The sequence below is a fragment of the Tomitella biformata AHU 1821 genome, assembly GCF_000524475.1.
In the GTDB taxonomy this organism is placed as follows: Bacteria; Actinomycetota; Actinomycetes; order Mycobacteriales; family Mycobacteriaceae; genus Tomitella; species Tomitella biformata.
In genome coordinates this window covers 1-23,357 of the sequence record NZ_BAVQ01000001.1, presented here as the reverse complement: position 1 = coordinate 23,357, position 23,357 = coordinate 1, and the positions used below count along the sequence as shown (strand labels likewise).

The following is a 23,357-nucleotide window of genomic DNA, read 5'->3' as shown; positions in this document are numbered from 1 at the left end:
AAACCGTCACCGGTGCACAAATCATGTTCAATCCACACCCGAACTTCATCACTCATCCGACTTGCCTTCCTCATCCACCAAAACTATTTCGAGACAATGTCCGGACGCCGAATAATCCCGGCAGCGAACTATTTATGAATAATCACGGACACACCGCCATGATCGAGCTCTTATCAGCTCTGTGAATCCGCCTGGGACAACCACACTGCGATTCACCGGAAGCCGTTTCTTTCGGCCTGGATACTACTTTCCGACAATTACTTGCCGATGTCTATACAGTTTTCCATCAAGCGGAAAGACACCACGGGCTCCTCGATCACGGAGGCGGCGATGGCCCCGGAGCGTTCTCCGTGAGGCCATCGCCGGTGGTGTGGACGCAGGGTAGTCAGGCCTCTGCAGCCGCCATGTCCAGGGCCGCCAGGTAGGAGAACACCATCGACGAGCCGACTGGGCCGCCGGCGCCAGGGTAGATCCGCCCGGTCATCGGCGCCATGGTGTTGCCCGAGGCGTAAAGGCCGGCGATTACTGAACCGTCCTCGCGCAGCACCCGGGAGTTCTCGTCCGTCTGCAGCCCGCCCTTGGTCCCGAGGTCCGACAGGACGATCTGCGCCGCGTAGAACGGCCCCTTGTCAATCACGCCTAGGCAGGGGTTGGCCCCGTCCTCGTGGCTGCCGCACATCGGCACGATGATCTTGTCCCAGGGCGCCTCGCCGCGGCCGAACGCCTCGTCCTTGCCGGCGCGCGCGTACTCGTTGAACTGCTCGACGCTCTTGACCAGTGCCCCGGCGGGCACGCCGATGACCTCGGCCAACTCCTCGAGCGTGTCCGCCTTCTTGAAGACGCCGGCTGCGAGGAACTTGTCCACATCCAGCCAGGTCGTGGACTGCGGCGCCACCGGCGGCGAGGCGAATGCCCGCTCGTTGTCCACCTGCCGCTGGTCGAACACCCAGTGCGTCGGGATGGCCGCTCCCCCGGAGGAACGCTGCTCCTTGAGGATCTCGTGCCCAGAGCGGTCATAGGGCAGCCGCTCGTTCATGAAGCGCTCGCCCGCATGGTTCACCCAGATGCCACTCCACACCGAGGTGTAGAAGACCGGGCGCTCATTCGGCACCACCAGGCCAGGGGCGAACCAAGCCTCGTCGAGCAGTGCCGTCGCCGCGCCGATCTCCATGCCGGCGAGGAGCGCGTCACCCATGTTGCCCGGCGCCCCCTGCGACCACTCGCCCGCGACCTCAGGCTGGTACTTCTGCCGGAGCTCGAGGTTCCGCTCATAGCCGCCGGCCGCCAGGAGCACGCCGCGGCGAGCGCGCAAGGTGATCGGGCCGCCATCCGAGGTCGCCTCGACGCCGACCACCTGGCCATCCTCCACCAGCAGCCGCGTCAGCGCGGTGTTCGTGCGGACGGTCCCGTTGCCGGTCGCCGTGAACGCCAGCAGCAGGCGGGCGATCAGTGCCTGTCCGCCGGTCATCGTCTCGCCCGGATCCGCGCCGGAGCGCTCGGCCCACTGCGGCCGCCGGACCATCGGCTCGAGATCGCCCAGGGCCGCCCGCTCGAGCGGCTGGGGGAAGATGGTGCGGCCGCCCGCGAGGGCTCCCGTGGCCTTCTCGAAGTAGTCGGGGACGCCCTGCCAGAAGAACTCGCCGAGCCACTCGTGGGTCTCAAGCTCATCGATCATGGGCTCGCCCACCCGCAAGAATGCCTCCCGCAATGCGACGGGGGCATCGTCGCCGATGATCTCGTCCAGGTAGGGGCGCGCGGCATCGGGACCCGAGTCCACGCCGCCCCGGCGCTCGGCGGCGTTGCCCGGCAGCCACAAGCCCGAACCCGAGTACGCGGTGGTGCCGCCGACGAACTCGGTCTTCTCGATGACCAGGGTCTTCAGACCCCGTGCGGCCGATGCGAGGGCGCCAACCAAGCCGGCGCCCGAACCGACGACGATGACGTCGTAGCTGTCATCTGCTGCTGCATTTTCCAATTTCGTGCCTCTCTCGCAATTCAGAAATAGCCGAGGACCAAGCCTGATGAATAGCCATTGCCCGCGTCCGTGGCGATCGTCAACGCGGTGATCGCCGCTAGGGCCACCACCGTCAGCGTCCACCGATTGCCGAGCGTGCTCCGCGTCAACTTTCGTCTGGCCCGGCGCTGCGCGTCGACCGTGGATACCGCCAGGCGGAATTGCGGATCAGCCACCGCGCCAATTCCCCGGGCAATGGCTCGGCCCCGCTGTTGAGAGTCGACAAAAAAGCTCGCGGCGGTCCGCAAAATGCGTGACCACCGCGAGCTGATCTGGATCTATCCTGCGGCGAACTGCTCCCGCAGATTCCGCTTGAGGATCTTCCCCGCGCCGGACTTCGGCAGCGCGGCGTCGAGGATGTGGATCACCCGCGGCACCTTGAAGCCCGCGATGAGCTCCCGCGTGTGGGCGGCTAACTCCTCCGGGGTGGTGGTCGCGGACTCGCGAAGGCACACCGCCGCGTGCACGGCCTCCCCCCAGCGCTCGTCCAGCAGCCCGAAGACCGCCACCTCCAACACGTCGGGATGTCGGTATAGGGCGTTCTCCACCTCGGTGCTGTACACGTTCTCGCCGCCCGAGATGATCATGTCCTTGAGCCGGTCCACCACGAACAGGTAGCCGCCCTGGTCGAGGTAGCCCATATCGCCGGATCTGTACCAGCCGCCGGCGATGAGCGCCTCGGCCGTCTCCTCGGGCCGGTTCAGATAGCCCGCCATGATGTTCGCGCCGCGGAGCACGATCTCGCCGACCTCGCCGACCTCGACTGGCATGCCGTTCGGGTCGCGGATCTCGACCTCCACGCCGACGATGGGCCGGCCTGCGGACCGCAGCCGAGCCGAGGCGTCGGGGTCCGTGCCGCTCAGCCCGTCGCGATGGTCCTCGAAAGTCATGAAGGACACGATCGGCGCGGCCTCGGTCATCCCGTAGACCTGGCACCAGTCGCAGCCGAGCGCCGCCGCCGCGGACCGCAACACGGCCTGCGGCATCGGGGAGGCGCCGTAGAGCACCGACTTGAGCGAGGAGACGTCGGTGCCCGCGGGAAATGGCTTGGCCAGCAGCATCGTGACCATCGTCGGCACGATCATCGCCCGGGTGACCCGCTCCGCCGACACGGTGGCCAGCCACTGCTCGGGGACGAACCCGGGCACGATGACGTGCTTGCCACCAACCCAGGTGAGCGCGACGGTGGACGCCCCGTCTGCCAGGTGGAACATCGGCCCGGCGTGCAGGTAGGTGTCGCGGTCGGTGTAGCCGAGGCAGATCAGGGCGTGCTTGGCGTTGGCCATGAGGTTGTTGTGCGTGAGCAGCACGCCCTTGGGCCGGCCGGTGGTGCCGCCGGTGTAGAAGATCCCGGCGACGGCGTCGCCGGCGACCTCGACCTGCCGCGGTTCCCCGCCGCGCGTGGTCACCTCCTCGAAGGAGACGCAGTCCGGCGGGCAGTCGCCCCTGCCCGCGTAAAGCAGGGTCGTCAGGTCTGGGCAGGACTGGATCAGTGCGCGGCCTGCGGCGAGGAAATCCTCGTCGACGATCAGCGCCCGCGCACTCGAGTCGTCGAGGATGAACTCGAGCTCCGGCTGCGAGAGCCGAGTGTTGAGCTCGTTGAGCACCCGCCCGCTGCGGGGCACGCCCAGCCACGCGACCAGGTGCGCGCTGCTGTTCTTCGCCAGCACTCCGACAACGTCCCCGAGCTGGAGCCCGAGGTCGTCCAACGCGGCGTCGAAGGATCTGACCCTGGCGTCTAGCTCGCGGTAGGTCCACCGGGCCGCCCCGTCGACCATCGCCTCGCGGTCGCCGAATAGCTGCACCGCGCGCTCGAGCGCCGCGGAGACGTTCTCATTCACTTCGGATCTCCTCGAGTCTGTGCGACTAGTTGCTGTAAGTGCAGTTGCCGCCGACGATGATCTTCGGGCGCGGCTCACCCTGCTCCTCGAGGAGCCCGAAGTACAGATCCCGGGCCGCGCCCGCATCGACGGTGTTGAGGAGGTTGCCGGACTCGTCCAGGTTCACCAGCGCGCCGTGGATGATGAAGATCGCGTCGGTCACCTCGGTGATGTCCGAGGCCACCTCGAGGGTGTGCGTGGAGCCGGGCGGCTCGTAGATGTAGGAGCCCGCCACGTTCAGCGACTCCGCGCCGTACTCGCGGTAGTGCCAGCTGCCGGACTCGGTGAAGCCGTGCACCGCGCCGGTGTGCAAGTGGGTGGGGATCACGGTGCCCGGCTGGAAGCGGGTCTTGACCACGAACATCCCGGCCTCGACGTCGGCGATGAACAGCTGAATGGACAGCCCCGGCGCCAGCGCGCCGTGCGCCCAGGGGAGGTCTTGGGTCTGCATCGTCAGCGCGGCTGGGATTTGGAATGAGGTGCTCATGGTCAGTCTCCTTGCTGTGGGGCTAATGCCCGGGGTCCGCCGATCTGTGTCAAGAGTCACAGACAAGTCGCTCCGCTTCTTGACAGTTCGCGACTTGTTCTTGACAATTGACGACCATGGCCGACCTGGTTCGCGCATCCTCGCTCGTGAACGTCCCGCAATTGATCGCCGCGCACGGCGGCGATCCCGACGCGTTGATCTCCGACGCAGGGGTGGACCCAGCCATCGTCGGCGACTACAACCGGTTCATCACCTACACCGCGCTCGCCACCGTCGTCGGCTCCGCGGCGGAGAGCCTCCGCGTCCCCGATTTCGGCCTGCGGGTCTCCCGGCTACAGAGCCTGGACATGCTCGGTCCCATCGCGGTGCTGGCCCGCAACGCCGGCTCCGTGGAGAAGGCGCTGCTCGGGGTGATCAAGTACCTGCACATCTACAGTCCGGCTATCGAGGCAGGCCTCCGCTCGAGTGCCCGGGAGTCCCAGTTCACCTTTGCCATCACGGTCCGGCGACTCCCCTACCGCGGGCACATGATCGAGCTCTGCCTCGGCGTGATCCTTGGCATGTTCGAGCTACTGACGGACTCCGGTTTCTGCCCCAACCGGATCACTTTCCGCCATTCGCGCATATCCGACGAGGAGGTGTACCTCGACTACTTCCGGTGCCCAGTCCAGTTCGACGCCGAAGAAGACTCCCTCGTGTTCCCCACTGGAGTATTGAGCCGATCCATCCGGGGTGGAGATACCCAGGCCCACGCCTTGGCCAGCCGCTACCTCGGCACGCAGCATCGCCACCTCGACATCGACCAGCAGGTTTTCGAGCTGGTCGACAAGCTCACCCCGATTGGACGAGGCAACATCGTCGATGTGGCCGACGAGTTGATGCTGCACCCCCGCGTGCTCCAACGACAGTTGGCCAGCGCGGGAACAACTTTCGAGATCCTGCTCGACGACTGGCGCCGGGGACTCTCCGAACAGCTACTGGAGTCGCTCCATATCTCGGTCGGGGAGATCGCGCAGCAGCTGGGGTACTCCGAGCAGAGCACGCTGTCCCGCAGTTGCCGCCGGTGGTTCGGGAAGCCGCCCCTCGCCGTCCGCCGAGGACTGCAGGAGGCGGCCCGGCCCAGCGGCCCGACCTTGTGACTCCCCACCGGCCAGGAGTCAGTCCAGCCGCCGATCAGCCCTGCCGCCCCTTGAATCGCGGCTCCTTCTTGTTGATCACGAATATCCGGCCCCGTCGGCGCACCACCTGCGCGCCAGGCTTGTCCTTGAGCGATTTGAGCGAGTTACGGACCTTCATTTTCTCTCCTGTACGGGGTGCACGAGGCCAAGCCTGACGGCCTTGACCAGCCGGCGGGGCACCTGGAATGTCTGCCCGTCCACGGTGACGGGCACCAGCGGGACGGGCTCCGCACGCCAGGCCGAGCGGCGGTGGCGCGTGTTGCTCCGCGAGGTGCGGCGCTTGGGTACTGCCATGGTTCTTCTCCTAATGGTCGATGGAAATTGCGCCCAGCCACGGCTCGAAGCCGTCCTCGTCGACCTCCCAGTAGCGGCCCCGGTCCTCGAGCTCGACGTCGCTGAGCAGGCAGGACCGGAAAGCCTCGGCTATCTCGTCGCCGCCGCCCTCGACGCCGACGACCGTCAGCCGGGTCAGCGGCACGGCCCCACCCCACCGTTCGGTGGCGCCGATGCTCAAGTGCCCGCCGGCCCCTTCCCAGTTGCAGATCTGCCCGTGCCGGCTGGGCAGCCAGAAGCAGCCCCGCGACCGGTGCGGCCCGCCGCCGAGCGTCTGGATCTGCTCGTACAGTCGATCGGGGTGGAAGGGGCGGCCCGAGCGCAGGTCCAGCCGCCACACCCCGTCGGGCATGGGCGGCAGTGGGCCGCGGCGCACCTCCGCGACCCACTCCTCGGCGGCCCGGTGCACGTGCACTCCCGCCGCCAGCACCGCCGCGTTGAGGTGGCCGGTGTCGACGAGAACGCCCGCGCCGGGCCGGACGAGCGCGCGCAGCAGGCCGACGCCGACCGCCGCGTCGCCGTCGATGGCGCGGTCCCCATCCGTGGCCAGGACCACGTCGGAGTACTCCACCATGGCGGTCGCTATCTCGGCGACGCCCCGGAAGTCCTCGGCACTGGTCTGCAGCCCGCGCTCGTCGACGCGGTCGTCGCCCAGCAGATCCTGCAGCAGCGTGGCGCGGCCGAGCGCGGTGATCGTCGCCGCGATCCGGGTGTGCGGGAAGTTGTGCGGGGCCCACCCCAGCACCCGGCACACCTGGACCGCCTCGGCGGTGACCGGCAGGCACGCGATCACCGCGCCCCACCGGCCAAGCCCGGCCAGCCGCTCCAGGGTGGGCACGATGTCCTCGCGGACCGCGCAGCTCACACATGCGTGCGCCAGGTCGATCTCCTCCCGCTCCAGCACCCCCGTCGCGTCGCTGACCACCCGGGTGAGCGTGCTCGCGGCGACGTCGATCCGGTGCTGCACCACGACCGCGCGGGGCAGGTCCCATTGCAGCGCGATAGTCGCGGCCGCCATCGGCTCGTCCGCGATGCCGGCGATCAGGATGACAGGCGTCCTCACCGGCCGGCCCCATAACGACGGCGGAAGCGCTCCACCCGGCCCTCGGCGTCCACGAGGCGGCTCGCGCCCGTCCAATACGGGTGGCTCGCGACGGAGATATCGACGTCGATCACTGGGTAGGTGCGGCCCTCGTACTCGGTGGTGTGCTCGCTCGTCATGGTCGATCGCGTCAATATCTCGAGCCCGCCGGCGCGGTCCCGGAAGACCACCGGCCGGTATTCAGGGTGGATCCCTTGCTTCATCTCGCATCTCCTACGCTAGTCTTATTGATAACGATAATCATTACACATAAGGAGAAGGATGTCTCGCACCTGCCAGGTGACCGGAGCCCGCCCGGGCTTCGGCCATCAGATCTCGCACTCGCATCGGCGCACCAAGCGGCGCTTCGACGTGAACATCCAGAGCAAGCGCTATTGGGCACCCAGCCTGGGCCGATTCGTGACGCTGACCGTCAGCGCCCGCGGCATCAAGACCATCGACAAGCGCGGCATCGACGCCGTGGTCGCCGACATCACCGCTCGAGGAGGAAAATTCTGATGGCCCGCTCCAACGACATTCGACCCGTGGTCAAGCTCAAGTCCACCGCCGGCACCGGCTACACGTACGTCACCCGCAAGAACCGGCGCAACAACCCGGACCGCCTGGTCCTGCGCAAATTCGATCCCGTCGTGCGCAGGCACGTCGAGTTCAAGGAGGAGCGCTGATGGCGAAGAAGTCGAAGATCGCCGCGAACGAGCGGCGCAAGGCCCTCGTCGCCCGCCATGCCCACCGGCGGACCGAATTACGCAAGGCGGCAAAGGATCTCAGCACGTCAATCGAGGAGCGAATGGCGGCCAGCCGTGCGCTGAGCCGGCTGCCGCGGGACTCGGCGGCGGTGCGGGTGCGCGGGCGGGACAGCGTCGACGGCCGCCCGCGCGGGCTCGTCGGCAAGTTCGGCCTCTCGCGCATCAGGTTCCGCGAGGCGGCCCACCGCGGCGAGCTGCCCGGGGTGCGAAAGTCCAGTTGGTGAGAGACCGCCGGCGGGGCCTCTACCGAAGACTCGGGAGGCCCCGCCGGCTGCCGGGTGGGCGGTGGTGCGGGGCGGGCCCCGGCCCCGCGCCGCCGCTATTTCGCGTCGTCGGCCCGGCCGAACGTCGCCGCCACCGCCCAGGGGTCCAGCCCCCACGAGTCGAGCGCCGCGGACGCAAAGATGCCCACCACTGTGAGCGTGTCCTCCGCGAGCGGGGCGTGCAGCGAGCAGCTGTCCTGATCAACCGGCACCTCCGGCCAGACCTCAGTGCCACGCGGCGGCGGGGACGCCTCGATGACCGAAACGACCTGGCCGTCCTCCTCGATCAGCGTGAAGAAGAACGCGGGGGTCGGCGACGCGTCCCCGCCGCCGCTCTCCACCGATAGGAACTCCCCGCGCTGCGCCGCCGCCAGCGCGGCGGCCGCGATGAAGTCCTGCAGGTCATCCCACGGATTGTTCTGCGGCGCGGCGGGCGCACCCAGGTGGAAGACCCGCCCCTTGTGACCCGCGTCGTCCGCGGTGGCGAACCGCTCCTGAACGACCAACGTGCCGGCCTCTGCATCCAGCAGCGCGACCTCGCGGAAGAGGTTATCCGACACGGCCGTTCGGGCGATGACGCCACGCCCGATGAGTTCGCCCAGCGCTGCCGGGTCATCGACACTCCACAGCCGGCTCTCCGAGTCCGTCCAGGTTCGGATCAGCCCGCTGGCGACCGGGCTGACCATCGCCACGGAAAGCGTTGTGCCCACCTCGATGCCCACTGCCTTCTCGGCTGCCATGCTGCCCTCTCTCCTGTTGCGGCTCTGGCGCTGATTGTGCCCGTACCCGGCTGCCGACCGCCACAGCAGCTCCTGGCGGATTACCCTTGCCAGATGGAATCGATCATCGACTTCGCCGCCGCGCTGCCCGGCGTGGTCGCCGTGACCGCGGGCCCGGAGACCGGCGCGCCCGAGTCCGCGTGGGGCGACACCTTCCTGTTCTACGACCCTGCCGATGACCCGCATGCCCGGCAGTTCCCGTTCGCCACCGTCGTCACGCGCGACTACGCGGGCTTTGACGAGCTCTCCCGCCTGGACCGCGACGGCGTCTACCGCGTCAACATCGCGGTGGGCCGGGACCGCTTCCACGCGCTAATCGGCCATGCGCCCAGCGCGCACGCCGAGCACCACGGCGCATTCGACTATGCCGAACTGGACGTGCTGCTCCCCCATCCGTCGTACAGTCAGCAAGCCTGGGTCTGCGTCGTGTGCCCGAGCCTTCGGACGACGGAGCAGGTCAGGGGGCTGATCGCCGAGGCCGGGAATCGCGCTGCGCGCCACCACCGCGCGAACTGACAGATTTCACGCCCCCGTCATTCCCCGCATATCCGCTGTTCACCGGTCGGACACCCGGGCGTGGGATAAGAGGGAGCACGGATTCACCCCGCCGAACCCAAGGACCCCGAGTGCCGCCAACAGCGCCGCCGAACCAGCCCGCCCAGCTCGCCGACACCGGCCTGGCGGACCCGATGCTGCGTGGCTCGCGCGCGCCGGCCCCGCGCACGCTGATCGACATCGTCGAGGCCACCGCGGCGGCGCATCCGGACGCGGCGGCGATCGACGACGGCGCCTCGACGCTGACCTACCGCGAGCTGGCCGCCGAGATCGCGACGGGCGCGGCATGGCTGGCGGAGCGGGGCGTCGGGCCGGGCGACCGGGTCGGGGTGCGGATGCCGTCGGGCACCCAGGCCCTGTACCTGGGGATCTTGTCGGTGCTGGCGGCGGGCGCGGCGTATGTGCCCGTGGACGCGGATGACCCGGAGGAGCGGGCGAGCCTGGTGTTCGGCGAGGCGGGAGTGGTGGGGGTCCTCACCGCCGACGGCCTGGCCCCGGGCACCGCGCCGAGCCGGGGCGCCCAGCCGCGGCCGCCCGCGCTCGAGGACGACGCGTGGATCATCTTCACGTCCGGCTCCACCGGCACCCCCAAGGGCGTCGCGGTGACGCACCGGAACGCGGCGGCCTTCGTCGACGCCGAAGCCCGGATGTTCCTCCAGGACGCGCCGCTGGGCCCCGGCGATCGGGTGCTGGCCGGGCTGTCGGTGGCGTTCGACGCCTCGTGCGAGGAGATGTGGCTGGCCTGGCGGCACGGGGCCTGCCTGGTGCCCGCGCCCCGCTCGCTGGTGCGCAGCGGCATGGACCTCGGGCCGTGGCTGATCACCCGCGACATCACCGTCGTCTCCACCGTCCCCACGTTGGCTGGCCTGTGGCCCGCGGAGGCCCTCGAGGCCGTGCGGCTGCTGATCTTCGGCGGCGAGGCCTGCCCGCCGGAGCTCGTCGACCGGCTCGCCGGCGGCCCGGACCGGCTCGGCCGCGAGGTGTGGAACACGTACGGCCCCACCGAGGCGACGGTCGTCGCGTGCGGGGCGATCCTGCGGCCCGGCGAGCCGGTGCGCATCGGGCTGCCCCTCGACGGCTGGGACCTCGCCGTCGTCGACGCTGAGCAAAGGCCCGCCGCGGAGGGCGAGGTGGGCGAGCTCGTGATCGGCGGCGTCGGCCTGGCCCGCTACCTCGACCCCGCCAAGGACGCGGAGAAGTACGCGCCGATGCCGACGCTCGGCTGGGACCGGGCCTACCGCAGCGGCGACCTGGTCCGGCTCGAGCGGGCGGGGTTGCTGTTCCAGGGCCGCGTCGACGACCAGATCAAGATCGGCGGCCGCCGCATCGAGCTGGGCGAGCTCGATGCGGCGCTGGCGGCCTTGCCCGGCGTCAACGGCGCGGCCGCAGCCGTGCGCACGACCCCCGCCGGGAACAAGGTGCTCGTCGGCTACCTCGCCGCCGAGGACAGCCTGGACCTCGCCGCGGCCCGCGGCGCGCTCGCGCAGTCACTGCCCGCCGCGCTGGTGCCGCTGCTGGCCCGCGTCGACGAGCTGCCGATCCGCACCTCCGGCAAGGTCGACCGCGACGCGCTGCCCTGGCCGCTGCCGAGCGCCACGCCCGCCGAATCCGACCTGACGGGCACGGCCGGGTGGGTCGCGGCCCAGTGGTCGCAGATCCTCGGTGCGCCGGCGACCGGCCCGGACGACGATTTCTTCGCGCTCGGCGGCGGCTCCCTGGCGGCCGCGCAGCTCGTCGGCGCGCTGCGGGAGCGGTTCCCCGAGGTCACCGTCGCGCAGCTGTACGACCACCCCCGGCTGGGCTCGCTGGCCGAGATGCTCGACGCGCTGGCCCCCGTCGCCGCCGCGCAGACCCGCCATGTCCGCCCGGTGCCGCGTCGCGCGCAGTGGGCGCAGATCGCCGCGACCCTGCCGCTGACCACCCTGACCGGTCTGCAGTGGGCCACCTGGCTCGCGTTCGCCAACAACGTGCTCGCCGCGGCCCGCGGGTCCGCCGGGCCGTGGGCGCCGACCGTCAGCTGGTGGGCCCTGCTCGCCGCGTTCCTCCTCTTCGTCACCCCGATCGGCCGGATGGCGGTCTCTGTGGCTGGCGCGCGCCTGCTGCTGCGCGGGGTCACACCCGGCGCGCACCCCCGCGGGGGCTCGGTGCACCTGCGGCTGTGGGCCGCCGAGCGGCTCGCGGAGGCCAGCGGCGCCACGAACCTCTCCGGCGCGCCGTGGATGGTCTATTACGCCCGCGCGCTCGGCGCGGACATCGGCCGCGGCGTCGACCTCCACACCCTGCCTCCGGTCACCGGCCTGCTGACCGTCGGCGAGGGCGCGGCCGTGGAGCCCGAGGTGGACCTATCCGGCAACTGGATAGACGGCGACCTCGTGCACATCGGCGCCATCGAGATCGGCGAGCGAGCCACCGTCGGCGCTCGCTCGATCCTGCTGCCCGGTGCCCGCGTCGGGGATGACGCCGAGATCGCCGCGGGCTCCGCCGTCGACGGGAAGGTCCGCGCGGGCCAGCGCTGGACCGGCTCCCCCGCCGTGAAGTCCGGCAAGGCGTCGAGACGATGGCCGGCCGAGCGCCCGCCCCGCGCGTCGCGCTGGGTCCCCGTCTACGGCGCGACGGCCGTCGCCCTCTCCGCGCTGCCCCTCCTCTCGCTCGCCGCCGGCGTCGCGCTCATGGGCTGGTGGGCGCGCGACGCGGCGACCCTGGGCGGCGCCGCCCTGCGCGCGCTCGCCATGCTGCCGGCCGCGACACTGCTCGCCCTGGGCGTGTTCGCCACCGCGACGCTGGCCGGCGTGCGCCTGCTCGGCATCGGCCTGACACCCGGCCACTACCCCGTCCGCAGCCGCGTCGGCTGGCAGGTGTGGGCCACCGAGCGGCTGATGGACTCCGCCCGCACCTTCCTGTTCCCGCTGTACGCGAGCCTGCTGACTCCCGTGTGGCTGCGGCTGCTGGGCACCAACATCGGCAAGGACGTCGAGGCGTCCACCGTGCTGCTGCTGCCCAAGCTCACCACCGTGGGCGACGGCGCGTTCCTGGCGGACGACACCATGATCGGCAGCTACGAGCTCGGCGGCGGCTGGCTGCGGGTGGACCACGCGAAGGTCGGCAAGCGGGCCTTCCTCGGCAACTCCGGCATGACCGCCCCCGGTCGCACCGTCCCCAAGAACGCGCTCGTCGCCGTGCTCTCCGCGACGCCGGGCAAGGCCAAGGCCGGCACCTCCTGGCTGGGCAGCCCGCCGGTGCGCCTGCGCCGCAAGGCCGCCGACGCCGAGACCGGCCGCACCTACGCCCCGCCGCGGTGCCTGCGCGTGGCCCGCGGGCTGGTCGAGACGTGCCGGCTCGCGGCGGTGCTGGTGACGTTCGGCATCGGCCTCGGCGTGCTGCTCGCGCTGGAGGCCATCGCGGTGCGCTGGGGCTTCGCCGCCGCCGGGCTGCTCAGCGGCCTCGTGCTGCTGGCCGCAGGGGCCGTCGCGGGCGGGGTCACCACCGCCGCAAAGTGGCTGATGGTCGGCCGGATCGGCGCGGTGGAGCATCCACTGTGGAGCGGCTTCGTCTGGCGCAACGAGGTGTCCGACGCATTCGTCGAGACCGTCGCCGCGCCCTGGTTCGCGCGCGCCGCCACCGGCACCGCGGTGCTGAACCTGTGGCTGCGCACCCTCGGCGCGGACATCGGCCGCGGCGTCTGGTGCGAGAGCTACTGGCTGCCCGAGGCGGACCTCGTCACGCTCGGCGACGGGGCCACCGTGAATCGCGGATGTGTGGTGCAGACGCACCTGTTCCATGATCGGATCATGAGCATGGACACCGTCACCCTCGGCGCGGGCGCCACCCTCGGACCGCACTGCGTCGCGCTGCCCGCCGCCCACATCGGCGCCGGCGCGACCATCGGCCCCGCCTCCCTCGTCATGCGCGGCGACGCCGTCCCGCCGTCGACCCGCTGGCAGGGCAATCCCATCGCGCCCCAGGCTGCAGCGCCCCAGGTGCTCCGCTGATGGGGTCCCCCGATCCCGGCGTCGACCCGTACGCCCCCGGCCACGGCCACACGGACTACCGGGTCACCCGCTACGACCTGGAGCTCGAGTACAAGGTCGCCTCCAACCGGCTGGCCGGGCAGGCCGTGATCACCGCGGTGGCCGCCGTAGACCTGACGAAGCTGACGCTGGATCTCGCGCCGTCGATGGGCGTCGCGCGGGTGTCGGTCAACGAGGCCCGCGCCGTGAAGTTCAGCCACCGGCGCCGGCGGCTGTCGATCACGCTGCCGCGCCCCGCGCCCGTCGGCTCCGCGCTGCGGATCACCGTGCGCTACAGCGGTTCTCCCGCGCCGCTCGCCGGGCCGTGGGGTGAGGCGGGCTTCGAGGAGCTGACGGAGGGCGCGCTGGTCGCGGCCCAGCCGACCGGCGCCCCGTCGTGGTTCCCGTGCAACGACCACCCCGGCGACAAGGCCAGCTACCGGATCTCGATCGCCGCCGAGTCGCAATATCTGGCGCTGGCGAACGGCGAGCTGGTCAGCAGGCGCGCCCGGGCCGGGCACACCACGTGGGTGTACGAGCAGGCCGCGCCGATGGCCACCTACCTCGCCACCCTGCAGATCGGCCGCTACGAGCTCCTCGAGCAACCCGCCCAGGTGCCGATCCGGGCCGCGATCCCGCCCGCCCGGCGCGCCGACTTCGCCCACGACTTCGCCCGCCAGCCCCAGATGATGGCAGTGTTCGAGGAGCTCTTCGGGCCGTACCCGTTCCCCTCGTACACGGTGGTGGTCACCGAGGACGAGCTGGAGATACCTGTTGAGGCGCAGGCGATGTCGATCTTCGGAGCCAACCACTGCGACGGCACCAACCCGGAGGAGCGCCTCGTCGCGCACGAGTTGGCGCACCAGTGGTTCGGCAACAGCCTGGGCCTGCGCCGCTGGCGGGACATCTGGCTCAACGAGGGCTTCGCCTGCTACGCCGAGTGGCTCTGGTCCGAGCGCTCCGGCGGGCCGTCCGCCGCCGCCCTGGCCGCCGCCGCACATGCCATGCTCGCGGCCCTGCCGCAGGACCTACTCCCGGTGGACCCCGGCCCGGACCTGATGTTCGACGACCGCCTCTACAAGCGCGGGGCACTGGTCCTGCACGCGCTGCGCGGGGCCCTCGGCGACGAGAAGTTCTTCGCGCTGCTGCGCGAGTGGACCCGCCGCCACCGGCACTGCACCGTCGAGACCGCGGACTTCCTCGAGATCGCCGCGAGCTTCAGCGCCGTTCCACTGCAACCACTTTGGACGGACTGGCTGCTGAGCCCGGCGCTGCCGCCGACCCTGTGAACAAGGCCGGCGGCAGCGTCAGGTCAATCCTCTAGGAGGCTCTGCCCCAGGTAGCCGCCGGGCTGGGCGCCGGGCAGGATCACGTACACCGCCGAGCCCACCGGGGTGGTCCACTCGTTGAGCGCGTCCTGCTCCGCCAACCGCTGCTGCACCGGCAGGAACTGAGCGTCCACGTCCTGCTGGTAGGTCGCGAACAGCAGCCCGGTGTCCGACGTCTCGCCGGGCGGCGGCGGGTCGTCGTAGTTGTACGCGCGCCGGAGGAACTGCTCGCGGTCGGTGCGCCGGTGCGCGCGGGCGATGTGCGAGGCCGGCGGAATCACTATGATCCCGTTCGCGTCGGTGGCCGTGAAGTCCGGCGCATCGCGCTCGGCGGACCCCGTCAACGGCGCGCCGGAGGTCTGCTCCCGGCCCAGCACGAGGTTCCGCAGCGGCGTGTCCACCTCGTCCCAGGTGTCCATCTCCATGCGGATTCGCCGCAGCACCAGCGAGGTGCCGCCCTTGAGCCAGGGCTGCGCGGCGCCGTCGTCCCACACCAGCGCGTCGTGATCGATCGGCGCGGGCTGGACGGTGCCGTCGACCTGGCCCATGAGATTGCGCATCGTCACTCCCGCCGGCCGGGTGCCCCGGAATCCGCGCTGCACCCAGGTCAGAGCCGCCATCGAGCACACGTTCTTGGTGAGCACCCGGACGGCGTGCGCGGCGGCCATCGGATCATCCGCGCACACCTGCAGCACGAGGTCAGTGCCCGGCCAGCGGACGTCGAACGCGTCGATTGGGAACGCCGGCAGCGGCCGCAGCCACTCCGGACGCTTGTCCGCGAGCCCGACGAAGGCTCCCGGACCCAAGCCCACCGTCACCGTCAGCCGCCACGGCGCGTCGGCCAGCTCGGGCTCCCGATCTGCGAGCGCGGGCCGGCCCTGCGTGAGCCGCCCCGCGTCCTCGGTCCACAGCCGCAGGATCCGCGTCAGCGACTCCCGGTCCGACCCGGCCCGCAGGTCCAGGCCGACGAACGTGGCGAAGGACTGCGGATCGGTGGTGATCCCCGCCTGGTGCGGGCCGAAGAACGGCACGCGCTCCCCGCCGATCGCGACCGCATCGGACGAAGCTGTCGCCGATCCGGCGCCCCAACCCAGCCCGGCGCCGGCCAGCCCCGCGCCGAGAGCGAGGGCGCCGCCGCCGAGCAGGCCGCGACGGCTGAGGCCCGACTCAGGAGCCATGGTTCATCGACCCATGGTCCAGGCCGTCCATGCCGTCGGCCGAGTCCGCGTCGCCGTACTCCTCGTTGTTGCCGCTGAAGTCCCGCGCCTGCGCCTCGAATGTGGTGGTGGTGCCGTCGCCGAGGGTCAGCGTGATCTCGACGTTCGAGCCCGGCGCGACCGCCCCGGTCAGGTCCATCAGCATGATGTGGTCCCCGCCCGGGGCGAGGGTGTGGGACTGGTCCGCGCCAATGGTGAAGCCGCCCTCCTTCTGGCGCATCTTCCCGTCGGCGACCTCGTGCAGCTCAACGGCGCCGGAGAGCGGTGAGGACGCGGACACCACCTGGATGTCCTGTCCGCCGGTGTTCTCCACGGTGGCGAACACGGCCGTCATGCCGGAGCCCGCGGCCTTGGCCCATTGATCGGTCACCACGACCGAGTCCGCCGCCGGCCCGGTGGCGTCGGACGAGCAGCCGGCGAGCACCAGCGCCCCGACGGACGCGCTGGCGATGAGGACGGCGGAGCGACGAAAAATGTTCATGTGTGATTCCTTGCCTGGGTGCGCGCCAATCAGCCCCTGGTCGCAAGGGACGGGGGCGAGGCGCGAGAGAGTTCTGTCGTTGAAGGGCGGTGTCAGGCTGGCAGCGGCGGACCGCGGGTGCCGCCGGCGCTGGCGAGCAGCAGGCTGCGGGCAACGGTGGCCCGGACCACGGGGATCGCGACCAGCGGGCGCGCCTCGCACGGCTCCGGAGAGCCGACTGGCGGGCGCACGCGCTGCCACACCGCGACCGCGGCCAGGTAGGCGTACTCGGCCGCGCGGATCAGCGCCGCGGACACCGCGACGGCGCCCGCGTGGGCGGAGAGCATGCCGAGGCCGAGGCCTGACGAATGCGGCTCCATCGGCTGCAGCGAGAGCATCAGGTGCCCGACGGCCTGTCCGCCGGTCAACGTCGCCGCCAGCAGCAGCCATTCATGGCGCGGCGCGCGGACGCTGGCCGCGGCCGTGCCAATCGCAGCGCACGCGGCGATCAGCAGCAGGACGGAGCTCATGCTGGGCCCGGGCATCGGGGCTCCGGTCATCGCCCTGGAGCCGACACCATGGGCGAGAATGCTCACCGCCCCGGAGATCGCGCCAACCAAGGTGCCTCGCACCTTGGCGACCCCGACCTGACGGCTTCTCACGCGTCAGATCGTACGTGGGACCGCGATGCCCGACGCAATCCTGCGGACTGGGCCACACACACCGCGTCCGGCGCCATAGTGGAGCGCATGTGGGAAACCTTGTCCGATTCCTGGGCGTCGCTGCTCGACCCCCTCCGCGACCCCGTCACGTTCGCCATCCCGGCCTTTGTCGTGTTCCTGCTGATCGAGTGGGGTGTCGCCATCGCGCGAGCACGCTCCGAGGCCACAGCGAACATCGGCGCGTCGGGCATGGGGCCGTCGGACATGCGCGCGCATCCCCCTGTCGGCGGCTACGACGCGGCGGACGCAAGGGCCAGCATCGGCATGGGGCTGGTGTCGATCGCGACGCTCGCGGCGTGGAAGGCGCTGGCGCTCATCGGATATGCGGCGGTCTACGTCTATATCGCGCCGTGGCATCTGCCGCCGGGTGCCTGGTACACGTGGCTGCTCCTCATCGTCGGCGTCGACCTGCTCTACTACGCCTATCACCGGATGGCGCACCGCGTGCGGCTCATGTGGGCCACCCACCAGGCGCACCACTCCAGCGAGCACTACAACCTCGCGACCGCGCTGCGCCAGAAGTGGAACAACAGCGGCGAGATCCTGATGTTCCTGCCGCTGCCGCTGCTCGGGATGCCGCCGGCGCTGGTGTTCGTCGGCTTCTCCGTGAGCCTCGTCTACCAGTTCTTCATCCACACCGAGCGGGTCCAGAAGCTGCCACGGCCGATCGAGTTCCTCTTCAACACCCCCTCGCACCACCGCGTGCACCACGGCCGCGACCAGGACTTCCTCGACCGCAACTACGGCGGCATCCTCATCATCTGGGACCGGATGTTCGGCACCTTCACCCCCGAGACGAGGCGGCCCCTCTACGGGCTGACCCAACCCGTCGACACGAACAACCTCTGGCGGCTGCAAGTCCGCGAGTACCAGGCGATCGCCCGGGATTGGCGCGGTGCGAAGGGCTGGCGGGCGAAGCTGGGGCACACGTTCGGGCCGCCCGGGTGGGCACCTGAGCCCGATCCGGCCGCCGAGCCCAGTCGCAGTCGCTCCTGATCGCCCTGAGAGCCGGAGACGACCGGCATGCCCCTCAAGTGCCCTTCGATCATTCGACTGGACGAGGCCGGGCCGAGAAACGGGCCTATTCGCGTGCCGCAGCCCCTGCAGCGCATGCGGCATGCAGGAAGGGCTGCGGGAATGGCCGCTCCGCGTCGGGCATAAAAAATCCCCCCACCTGCGTAAACAGGCGGAGGGATCTTTGGCGGTGGCGGTGGGATTTGAACCCACGGACGGGGGTTACCCGCCACGCGCTTTCGAGGCGCGCTCCTTCGGCCGCTCGGACACGCCACCGGGAAATACACTACCGGAGCGACGTCCAATCAACCCAATCGCCAGGTCAGCGACTGTTTTCACCAAGTTCAGCGCTGGTTTCTGAAGAAATCCTCGAGCAGCGCGGCGCACTCGGCCTCGCGGAGACCGCCGTGCACCTCGGGGCGGTGGGTCAGGCGGCGGTCCCGCACCACGTCCCACAGCGAGCCGACGGCGCCCGTCTTCGGCTCCCAGGCGCCGAACACGACGCGGCCGACCCGGGCGAGGACCAGGGCGCCCGCGCACATCGTGCAGGGCTCGAGGGTGACGGCGAGCGTCGTGCCCTCGAGCCGCCAGCCGTCTCCGTGCACGCGGGCGGCCTCGCGCAGCGCCAGGATCTCGGCGTGCGCAGTCGGATCGCCAAGCGCCTCACGGGCATTCGCGGCACGGGCCAGCTCGTTGCCGTCGGCGTCGAAGATCACCGCGCCGACGGGCACATCCCCCGCGGGGGCGGCCGCCGCCGCTGCCAGGGCCACCCCGACCATCTCGGCGTCGGACAGCACCGTTAGCGGGACATCTTGTCGAGCACCGCCGCGAACTCGTCGGCGAAGCCCATGCGCTGCGCGATCATGCCCAGCTGCTCGTCCGGGTACAGCTCGAACTCGTCCATGATGACGCCGAGGACGGGCTCGGGCAGATCCAGATCCGCCAGCAGGCCAAGATCACCCTCCGCCCACGGATCGATCTCCTCGAGCTCCTCGGGAGACAGCTCGGGGGCCTCGATGTTGAGGGCGTCGAGGACGTCGGCGGCGATGTCGTAGTCGATGGCGCAGGCCGCGTCGGAGATTGCCAGCGCGGTGCCGCCCGGCCCGGGGCGCACCACCAGGAAGAACGCCTCGTCGACGTCGATGAGCCCGAATACCGCGCCGGAGCTGCGCAGCTCACGGAGCTCCCGCTCTGCGTCCTCCAGGCTCGTCAAAGCGTCGGAGCTAAGGGGCGTGCAGGTCCAACGCCCTTCCTCGCGGGTCACGGCGATCGCGAAGCCGTCGAGTTCGTCGTCGGAGGTCTCGGAGTTAGTGGAGCCCTCACGTTGTGCAGCCATGCGCGCAACGGTAGCCGTCCTAGCCCCCCGGCACGAGTCCCCATCCTGCAGCGGCTCAAGATGTGCCAACCTTGACTGGTGTCGACACCACTTGAAGGACCCGCCCGCCCGCCCGTCTGCGTGCTAGGCCTGGGCCTGATCGGCGGCTCCCTGCTGCGCGCCCTCGTCGCGGCGGGCCGGACCGCGTGGGGCTACAACCGCTCCCCCGAGACCGTGCGCGACGCGGAGGCGGCCGGTTTCGACGCCACCGCGGACCTCGCCGCGGCGCTGCGCCGGGCCGCCGAGCAGGACGCCCTGATCGTGATCGCGGTGCCGACCCCCATCGTGGGGCAGGTCGCGGCCGCCATCGCCGCGCACGCGCCGGGCTGCGCCCTCACCGACGTCGTGTCCGTGAAGCAGCCGGTGCGCGACGCCGTCGCCGAGCACGGCCTGCTCCCCCGCTTCGTCGGCGGGCACCCGATGGCCGGCACCGCGGAGTCCGGCTGGGCCGCCGGCTACGCCGAGCTGTTCACCGGCGCCGTCTGGGTCGTCACCGTCGACGAGGGCGCGGACCCGCAGGTGTGGACGCAGGTCGCGACGATGGCCGTCGACGCCGGCGCGCAGGTGGTGCCCGCCGAGTCCGCCGAGCACGACGCCGCCGTCGCCCGCATCTCGCACCTGCCGCACCTGCTCGCCGAGGCCCTCGCGAGCGTGGGCGCGGGCAGCCAGCTGGCCCTGGCCCTGGCCGCGGGCTCCTTCCGCGACGGCACCCGCGTCGCCGCCACCGCCCCCGAGCTGGTGCGGGCGATGTGCGAGGGCAACTCGACGGCCCTCCTGGGCGCGCTCGACGAGGCCCTCGAGCTGCTCACCAACGCCCGCGCCTCGCTGGCCGCCCAGAACGACCTCACCGAGCTCACCGACAACGGCCACGCCGCCCGCCGCAACTATGAGCAGGCCCGGCGCAGCGAGATCCGCAACCTAGAGCCCGGCATACCCGGCTGGCGCGAGCAATTGCGCGACGCGGGCCGCGCCGGCGGCGTGTGGTGCGAGGTGACGGCATGACCCTTCGCGAACTCGCCTCCGCGCTGGCCCGTAAAGAGGTCACGGTCACCGAGCACATCGAGCACACCCTGCGCGCCCTCGACGGGCTGCACGGCACGCCGTGGGAGAACCTCGTCGCCGAGCGCTGTGACGACACGGCGCTCGCCGAGGCCGCGCTGCTGGACGCGGAGCTGGCCGGCGATCGTTGGCGCAGCCCGCTGCACGGGGTCGCCGTGGCCATCAAGGACAACATCGACGTGGCCGGGATGCCGACCCGCTGCGGCAGCGCCGCGCTAGCCGACGCGCCGCCCGCTCAGCACGACGCGCTGCTGATCAAACGCCTGCGCGAGGCCGGCGCGATCGTCGTGGCCAAGTCCCACCTGCACGAGTTCGCGTACGGCTGCACCGGCGAGGCCAACGCCGCAGGTCCCGCCGCGAACCCGCACGATCCGACGCGCATCACCGGCGGCTCCTCGTCCGGATCCGCAGCATTGGTGGCGAAACGGGTTGTGCCCCTTGCCATCGGCACCGATACCGGCTGCAGCGTCCGTGCCCCCGCCGCGCTGTGCGGAGTTGTGGGGTTCAAGCCCTCCTATGGCGCGCTGCCCGCCGACGGCGCTTTCCCGCTGTCCACGACGCTCGACCACATGGGGCTGCTCACCGCGGACGTCGTGGACGCCGGCCTGGCGTGGGGCGCGATCCCCGGTATCGCCCGCACCCCCTGGCCCATCGCCGGCCTCCGCGTCGGCCGGCTGCGCGGATCCCTGTGGGAGGTGCGCGATCCCGTGATCGCGGAGGCCCTCGACCGGGCCTGCGCGGCCCTCGTCCAGGCCGGGGTGGAACTCGTGGACGTCGAGATGCCGCACGCCGAGGAGATGTCCGCGACCTATGCCGCAATCGCCGGCTCGGAGGCCTACGAGACGCACGCGGAGCTGTTCTCTCGACGGTCCGCGGACTACCAGCCGTCCGTCGCGAAACTCCTTGCCGCGCAGGCTGACCGCTCCGCCGTCGACTATCTGCGGGCGCTGCGCTCGATGCGCCGGATGCGGGATGAGTCGCTGCGGGTCATGCGCCAGGAGTTCGGGCTCAACGGCCTGGTCACCGCGACGACCCCGATCCGCGCCACCCCCATCGGCAACGAGAGCATCGACGGGTTGCCGGTGCGCCGCGAGATCCTGCGCATGTGCATTCCGTTCAACACCCTGGGCGTGCCGGCGATGTCGGTGCCCGCGCCGGACGCGCCCGGCCTGCCCGTCGGCATCCAGCTCGCTGGCCTCGGCACCAACGAGGGCCAGCAGCGGGTGCCCGGCACGCACCCGGCGGAGGCGATCACTCTGGGTCTGGGGATGACTGCGGGTATGTGATGGTCTCGCCGTCCACCACCGCGAACGAGGTCAGCGTGTGCGGCTTCGCGGACGTGGGGCTGAAGATGTCCAGGACCTCCACCCCGCGGACCAGCAGCGCGTCGCCGATCAGCGAGCGGTGGCAACGCCACGGGACGGCTTCTGCGCACATGATGGCCGTCGTTCCGTGCAGTGCGAGCAGCTCGTCGATGCCGGCCGCGAACTCCGGCGTCTGCATGTAGTCGGCGTAGCCGCGGAAGGACGCGTTGCGCCACTCCCCGTTCACCGAGGCCTTCGTGGTGTGGCGCAGCCCGCCGAGCGCCTCCAGGCGGCGGTACTCGATGCCGGCCGCAGGCAGGCTCACGCGGATTTGGTCCTCACCGAATTGCGGGTTGTGCCGGGATTTCGCGATGGTCCGCACATCCACGACCTGCTCGACGCCGTGGGCACGCAGCAGCGCGATGAACTCGTCAATGGGGTGCGTCGAGTGCCCTACGGTATAAATCGTGACCATGCCCCACCCTAGGCCGGGCGTTGGCTAGTTTGGGCGATAACTTCAAGGAGGCCCCATGGATATTGACCAGGCTCGCGACCACTTCCAAGCGCTGCGGGTGTGGCCGGAGGGCGTCCAGCCCGCCGAGCTCGACGCCATTTGGGCCGCGCTCGACACCGTCCGGGCCGCCGATATCCTCGGCCAATACCGCGGCGCGGTATTCCAGACCGGCCACCAGATCTGTCGGCTTCTACCCGCCAGCCGCTGGCACGGCAAGACGTTCAACTCGCTGCTCGATGCCAAGCCGCTGGTCTGCCGGGATGCGGACGGCGAGCTGTTCTCCAACGTCAAGCTCGGCCGCGGCGAGGCGAGCCTGTGGGATGTCGAGTTCCGCGGCGAGGTCACCGCGACGATGGTCTACGACGGCCAGGCGGTGTTCGACCACTTCAAGCGCGTCGACGCGAACACCTTGATGGGCATCATGAACGGCAAGCCCGAACTGTGCCTCGACAATGGTCAGCACGCCTATTTTCTGCTCGAGAGGGAGTAGGCGTCCGGGGAGAGGCAACTCACGCCGCCAGGTCTCGATCATCGAGACCTGGTCGATGTGGCACGGAGACGTGGAGCCGCTCGGCTATGACGCCGCAAAGGCCACCGCGCTGTTGGCGGAGGCGAAGGCCGACGGCTACGACGGCCGCATCACCTACACCACCACCAGCAGCCCAGTGGCACGGTCGCAAGCGTTGGCCATCCAGTCCATGCTGCAGGCGGTGGGCTTCACCGTCGACATCGATTACCAGACCAGCTCTGGGGATGTTTCGAAGAAGGTACGCGTGCAGCAGGACTACGACTTGGCCTTCAGTGGCCTGAGCTTGGCCGAGGTGTCGCCGTTCATTCGGCTCTATAGCGGGCTGCAATCGGAATCCACCAACAACGTTTTCGGCTACCAAAATCCGGCGATGGATGCGGCCCTGATCAAGGTGCAAGCCGCCACGGACGAGGCTGAGTGAGGTTCCCCCGGAAAAGTGGACGGGGTTATGCCGCAGAAGCGACTGCGACTGACGCTACCTCGTAGGCAAT

At 70.6% G+C, this 23,357-nt stretch carries 28 protein-coding genes and 1 tRNA gene; 13 read left to right on the top strand and 16 right to left on the bottom strand.

Annotation, left to right across the window (positions count from 1 at the left end; all coding sequences use genetic code 11):
* A partial coding sequence (locus TBIF_RS26045; RefSeq protein WP_235174402.1) for a hypothetical protein occupies positions 1-185 on the top strand: 185 nt, incomplete at its 5' end.
* Between the two features lie 200 nt (positions 186-385).
* Here the strand turns inward: TBIF_RS26045 and TBIF_RS00135 are convergent.
* The 4 genes from TBIF_RS00135 to TBIF_RS00125 all read right to left on the bottom strand — a co-directional run bounded on the left by TBIF_RS00135 (position 386) and on the right by TBIF_RS00125 (position 4,381).
* Complete coding sequence (locus TBIF_RS00135) at positions 386-1,975, bottom strand: FAD-dependent oxidoreductase (protein ID WP_024792862.1); 1,590 nt, start codon at positions 1,973-1,975, stop codon at positions 386-388.
* A 20-nt stretch (positions 1,976-1,995) separates the two neighbouring features.
* Complete coding sequence (locus tag TBIF_RS22465; protein ID WP_038169213.1) at positions 1,996-2,190, bottom strand: hypothetical protein; 195 nt, start codon at positions 2,188-2,190, stop codon at positions 1,996-1,998.
* A 102-nt stretch (positions 2,191-2,292) separates the two neighbouring features.
* Positions 2,293-3,855 carry a long-chain-fatty-acid--CoA ligase gene (locus tag TBIF_RS22460; RefSeq protein ID WP_038169211.1) on the bottom strand — a complete coding sequence of 521 codons (1,563 nt, stop codon included), beginning with the start codon at positions 3,853-3,855 and terminating at the stop codon, positions 2,293-2,295.
* A 25-nt stretch (positions 3,856-3,880) separates the two neighbouring features.
* A complete protein-coding gene (locus tag TBIF_RS00125) occupies positions 3,881-4,381 on the bottom strand; it encodes a 2,4'-dihydroxyacetophenone dioxygenase family protein (protein WP_024792861.1) in 501 nt (166 codons plus the stop codon).
* Positions 4,382-4,497: 116 nt separating this feature from the next.
* Here TBIF_RS00125 and TBIF_RS00120 point away from each other — a divergent pair, with 116 nt between their 5' ends.
* Positions 4,498-5,520, top strand: a complete 1,023-nt coding sequence (locus TBIF_RS00120) for an AraC family transcriptional regulator (RefSeq protein WP_024792860.1) — start codon at positions 4,498-4,500, stop codon at positions 5,518-5,520.
* 34 nt (positions 5,521-5,554) lie between these two features.
* On the opposite strand, the gene ykgO is transcribed toward TBIF_RS00120, so the two are convergent.
* From ykgO to TBIF_RS00100, 4 genes are read right to left on the bottom strand one after another with little or no spacing between them, the layout of a single operon-like run.
* Positions 5,555-5,677, bottom strand: coding sequence for a type B 50S ribosomal protein L36 (gene ykgO / locus TBIF_RS00115; protein WP_024792859.1), 123 nt, complete (start codon positions 5,675-5,677; stop codon positions 5,555-5,557).
* Complete coding sequence (gene rpmF / locus TBIF_RS00110) at positions 5,674-5,853, bottom strand: 50S ribosomal protein L32 (protein ID WP_024792858.1); 180 nt, start codon at positions 5,851-5,853, stop codon at positions 5,674-5,676. Before rpmF ends, ykgO begins: the two co-directional genes overlap by 4 nt.
* Positions 5,854-5,863: 10 nt before the next feature.
* Positions 5,864-6,955: a GTP-binding protein gene (locus TBIF_RS00105; protein WP_024792857.1), complete on the bottom strand. Its 1,092-nt coding sequence runs from the start codon at positions 6,953-6,955 to the stop codon at positions 5,864-5,866.
* The gene (locus TBIF_RS00100; RefSeq protein WP_024792856.1) at positions 6,952-7,197 is read right to left on the bottom strand and encodes a type B 50S ribosomal protein L31; all 246 of its coding nucleotides are present in this window, start codon (positions 7,195-7,197) and stop codon (positions 6,952-6,954) included. The genes TBIF_RS00105 and TBIF_RS00100 overlap by 4 nt, the downstream gene beginning before the upstream one ends.
* Before the next feature lie 58 nt (positions 7,198-7,255).
* On the opposite strand from TBIF_RS00100, the gene rpmB reads away from it, so the two are divergent.
* From rpmB to rpsN, 3 genes are read left to right on the top strand one after another with little or no spacing between them, the layout of a single operon-like run.
* On the top strand, positions 7,256-7,492 hold the full coding sequence (gene rpmB / locus TBIF_RS00095) for a 50S ribosomal protein L28 (RefSeq protein ID WP_024792855.1): 237 nt from the start codon (positions 7,256-7,258) through the stop codon (positions 7,490-7,492).
* Positions 7,492-7,659, top strand: a complete 168-nt coding sequence (gene rpmG, locus TBIF_RS00090) for a 50S ribosomal protein L33 (protein ID WP_024792854.1) — start codon at positions 7,492-7,494, stop codon at positions 7,657-7,659. Before rpmB ends, rpmG begins: the two co-directional genes overlap by 1 nt.
* On the top strand, positions 7,659-7,964 hold the full coding sequence (gene rpsN, locus TBIF_RS00085; protein ID WP_024792853.1) for a 30S ribosomal protein S14: 306 nt from the start codon (positions 7,659-7,661) through the stop codon (positions 7,962-7,964). The genes rpmG and rpsN overlap by 1 nt, the downstream gene beginning before the upstream one ends.
* Before the next feature lie 95 nt (positions 7,965-8,059).
* Here the strand turns inward: rpsN and TBIF_RS00080 are convergent, their stop codons facing one another.
* A complete protein-coding gene (locus TBIF_RS00080) occupies positions 8,060-8,743 on the bottom strand; it encodes a hypothetical protein (RefSeq protein ID WP_024792852.1) in 684 nt (227 codons plus the stop codon).
* A 93-nt stretch (positions 8,744-8,836) separates the two neighbouring features.
* On the opposite strand from TBIF_RS00080, the gene TBIF_RS00075 reads away from it, so the two are divergent.
* The 3 genes from TBIF_RS00075 to TBIF_RS00065 all read left to right on the top strand — a co-directional run bounded on the left by TBIF_RS00075 (position 8,837) and on the right by TBIF_RS00065 (position 14,633).
* On the top strand, positions 8,837-9,298 hold the full coding sequence (locus tag TBIF_RS00075) for a DUF6194 family protein (protein WP_024792851.1): 462 nt from the start codon (positions 8,837-8,839) through the stop codon (positions 9,296-9,298).
* A gap of 65 nt (positions 9,299-9,363) precedes the next feature.
* Positions 9,364-13,326 carry a Pls/PosA family non-ribosomal peptide synthetase gene (locus TBIF_RS00070; protein ID WP_372435176.1) on the top strand — a complete coding sequence of 1,321 codons (3,963 nt, stop codon included), beginning with the start codon at positions 9,364-9,366 and terminating at the stop codon, positions 13,324-13,326.
* A complete protein-coding gene (locus tag TBIF_RS00065; protein WP_024792849.1) occupies positions 13,326-14,633 on the top strand; it encodes a M1 family metallopeptidase in 1,308 nt (435 codons plus the stop codon). The genes TBIF_RS00070 and TBIF_RS00065 overlap by 1 nt, the downstream gene beginning before the upstream one ends.
* 23 nt (positions 14,634-14,656) lie before the next feature.
* On the opposite strand, the gene TBIF_RS22455 is transcribed toward TBIF_RS00065, so the two are convergent.
* The 3 genes from TBIF_RS22455 to TBIF_RS00050 all read right to left on the bottom strand — a co-directional run bounded on the left by TBIF_RS22455 (position 14,657) and on the right by TBIF_RS00050 (position 17,011).
* Positions 14,657-15,850, bottom strand: a complete 1,194-nt coding sequence (locus tag TBIF_RS22455; protein WP_038169208.1) for a Dyp-type peroxidase — start codon at positions 15,848-15,850, stop codon at positions 14,657-14,659.
* On the bottom strand, positions 15,840-16,370 hold the full coding sequence (locus TBIF_RS00055) for a copper chaperone PCu(A)C (protein ID WP_024792848.1): 531 nt from the start codon (positions 16,368-16,370) through the stop codon (positions 15,840-15,842). Before TBIF_RS00055 ends, TBIF_RS22455 begins: the two co-directional genes overlap by 11 nt.
* Positions 16,371-16,462: 92 nt before the next feature.
* A complete protein-coding gene (locus TBIF_RS00050) occupies positions 16,463-17,011 on the bottom strand; it encodes a hypothetical protein (RefSeq protein ID WP_024792847.1) in 549 nt (182 codons plus the stop codon).
* Between the two features lie 87 nt (positions 17,012-17,098).
* On the opposite strand from TBIF_RS00050, the gene TBIF_RS00045 reads away from it, so the two are divergent.
* A complete protein-coding gene (locus TBIF_RS00045; protein WP_024792846.1) occupies positions 17,099-18,067 on the top strand; it encodes a sterol desaturase family protein in 969 nt (322 codons plus the stop codon).
* A gap of 203 nt (positions 18,068-18,270) precedes the next feature.
* Here the strand turns inward: TBIF_RS00045 and TBIF_RS00040 are convergent.
* The 3 genes from TBIF_RS00040 to TBIF_RS00030 all read right to left on the bottom strand — a co-directional run bounded on the left by TBIF_RS00040 (position 18,271) and on the right by TBIF_RS00030 (position 19,421).
* A tRNA-Ser gene (locus tag TBIF_RS00040) sits at positions 18,271-18,361 on the bottom strand.
* Positions 18,362-18,429: 68 nt separating this feature from the next.
* On the bottom strand, positions 18,430-18,864 hold the full coding sequence (locus TBIF_RS00035; RefSeq protein WP_038169215.1) for a nucleoside deaminase: 435 nt from the start codon (positions 18,862-18,864) through the stop codon (positions 18,430-18,432).
* 20 nt (positions 18,865-18,884) lie between these two features.
* Positions 18,885-19,421, bottom strand: coding sequence for a tRNA adenosine deaminase-associated protein (locus TBIF_RS00030; RefSeq protein WP_024792844.1), 537 nt, complete (start codon positions 19,419-19,421; stop codon positions 18,885-18,887).
* A gap of 78 nt (positions 19,422-19,499) precedes the next feature.
* Here TBIF_RS00030 and TBIF_RS00025 point away from each other — a divergent pair, with 78 nt between their 5' ends.
* Positions 19,500-20,462, top strand: a complete 963-nt coding sequence (locus TBIF_RS00025) for a prephenate dehydrogenase (RefSeq protein WP_148302105.1) — start codon at positions 19,500-19,502, stop codon at positions 20,460-20,462.
* The gene (locus TBIF_RS00020) at positions 20,459-21,805 is read left to right on the top strand and encodes an amidase (protein WP_024792842.1); all 1,347 of its coding nucleotides are present in this window, start codon (positions 20,459-20,461) and stop codon (positions 21,803-21,805) included. The genes TBIF_RS00025 and TBIF_RS00020 overlap by 4 nt, the downstream gene beginning before the upstream one ends.
* On the opposite strand, the gene TBIF_RS00015 is transcribed toward TBIF_RS00020, so the two are convergent.
* The gene (locus TBIF_RS00015) at positions 21,771-22,298 is read right to left on the bottom strand and encodes a DUF488 domain-containing protein (protein ID WP_024792841.1); all 528 of its coding nucleotides are present in this window, start codon (positions 22,296-22,298) and stop codon (positions 21,771-21,773) included. The genes TBIF_RS00020 and TBIF_RS00015 overlap by 35 nt on opposite strands.
* A gap of 55 nt (positions 22,299-22,353) precedes the next feature.
* On the opposite strand from TBIF_RS00015, the gene TBIF_RS00010 reads away from it, so the two are divergent.
* On the top strand, positions 22,354-22,827 hold the full coding sequence (locus TBIF_RS00010; RefSeq protein WP_024792840.1) for a DUF4334 domain-containing protein: 474 nt from the start codon (positions 22,354-22,356) through the stop codon (positions 22,825-22,827).
* A complete protein-coding gene (locus TBIF_RS00005) occupies positions 22,790-23,287 on the top strand; it encodes an ABC transporter substrate-binding protein (protein WP_084611451.1) in 498 nt (165 codons plus the stop codon). The genes TBIF_RS00010 and TBIF_RS00005 overlap by 38 nt, the downstream gene beginning before the upstream one ends.
* Positions 23,288-23,357 lie beyond the last annotated feature (70 nt).

Excerpts from the sequence above, each read along its gene's own strand:
- TBIF_RS00125 (WP_024792861.1), bottom strand. The coding sequence starts at position 4,381 with ATGAGCACCTCATTCCAAATCCCAGCCGCGCTGACGATGCAGACCCAA.
- TBIF_RS00120 (WP_024792860.1), top strand. The coding sequence starts at position 4,498 with ATGGCCGACCTGGTTCGCGCATCCTCGCTCGTGAACGTCCCGCAATTG.
- ykgO (WP_024792859.1), bottom strand. The coding sequence starts at position 5,677 with ATGAAGGTCCGTAACTCGCTCAAATCGCTCAAGGACAAGCCTGGCGCG.
- rpmF (WP_024792858.1), bottom strand. The coding sequence starts at position 5,853 with ATGGCAGTACCCAAGCGCCGCACCTCGCGGAGCAACACGCGCCACCGC.
- TBIF_RS00100 (WP_024792856.1), bottom strand. The coding sequence starts at position 7,197 with ATGAAGCAAGGGATCCACCCTGAATACCGGCCGGTGGTCTTCCGGGAC.
- rpmB (WP_024792855.1), top strand. The coding sequence starts at position 7,256 with ATGTCTCGCACCTGCCAGGTGACCGGAGCCCGCCCGGGCTTCGGCCAT.
- rpmG (WP_024792854.1), top strand. The coding sequence starts at position 7,492 with ATGGCCCGCTCCAACGACATTCGACCCGTGGTCAAGCTCAAGTCCACC.
- rpsN (WP_024792853.1), top strand. The coding sequence starts at position 7,659 with ATGGCGAAGAAGTCGAAGATCGCCGCGAACGAGCGGCGCAAGGCCCTC.
- TBIF_RS00080 (WP_024792852.1), bottom strand. The coding sequence starts at position 8,743 with ATGGCAGCCGAGAAGGCAGTGGGCATCGAGGTGGGCACAACGCTTTCC.
- TBIF_RS00075 (WP_024792851.1), top strand. The coding sequence starts at position 8,837 with ATGGAATCGATCATCGACTTCGCCGCCGCGCTGCCCGGCGTGGTCGCC.
- TBIF_RS00065 (WP_024792849.1), top strand. The coding sequence starts at position 13,326 with ATGGGGTCCCCCGATCCCGGCGTCGACCCGTACGCCCCCGGCCACGGC.
- TBIF_RS22455 (WP_038169208.1), bottom strand. The coding sequence starts at position 15,850 with ATGGCTCCTGAGTCGGGCCTCAGCCGTCGCGGCCTGCTCGGCGGCGGC.
- TBIF_RS00055 (WP_024792848.1), bottom strand. The coding sequence starts at position 16,370 with ATGAACATTTTTCGTCGCTCCGCCGTCCTCATCGCCAGCGCGTCCGTC.
- TBIF_RS00045 (WP_024792846.1), top strand. The coding sequence starts at position 17,099 with ATGTGGGAAACCTTGTCCGATTCCTGGGCGTCGCTGCTCGACCCCCTC.
- TBIF_RS00035 (WP_038169215.1), bottom strand. The coding sequence starts at position 18,864 with ATGGTCGGGGTGGCCCTGGCAGCGGCGGCGGCCGCCCCCGCGGGGGAT.
- TBIF_RS00030 (WP_024792844.1), bottom strand. The coding sequence starts at position 19,421 with ATGGCTGCACAACGTGAGGGCTCCACTAACTCCGAGACCTCCGACGAC.
- TBIF_RS00020 (WP_024792842.1), top strand. The coding sequence starts at position 20,459 with ATGACCCTTCGCGAACTCGCCTCCGCGCTGGCCCGTAAAGAGGTCACG.
- TBIF_RS00015 (WP_024792841.1), bottom strand. The coding sequence starts at position 22,298 with ATGGTCACGATTTATACCGTAGGGCACTCGACGCACCCCATTGACGAG.
- TBIF_RS00010 (WP_024792840.1), top strand. The coding sequence starts at position 22,354 with ATGGATATTGACCAGGCTCGCGACCACTTCCAAGCGCTGCGGGTGTGG.
- TBIF_RS00005 (WP_084611451.1), top strand. The coding sequence starts at position 22,790 with ATGGTCAGCACGCCTATTTTCTGCTCGAGAGGGAGTAGGCGTCCGGGG.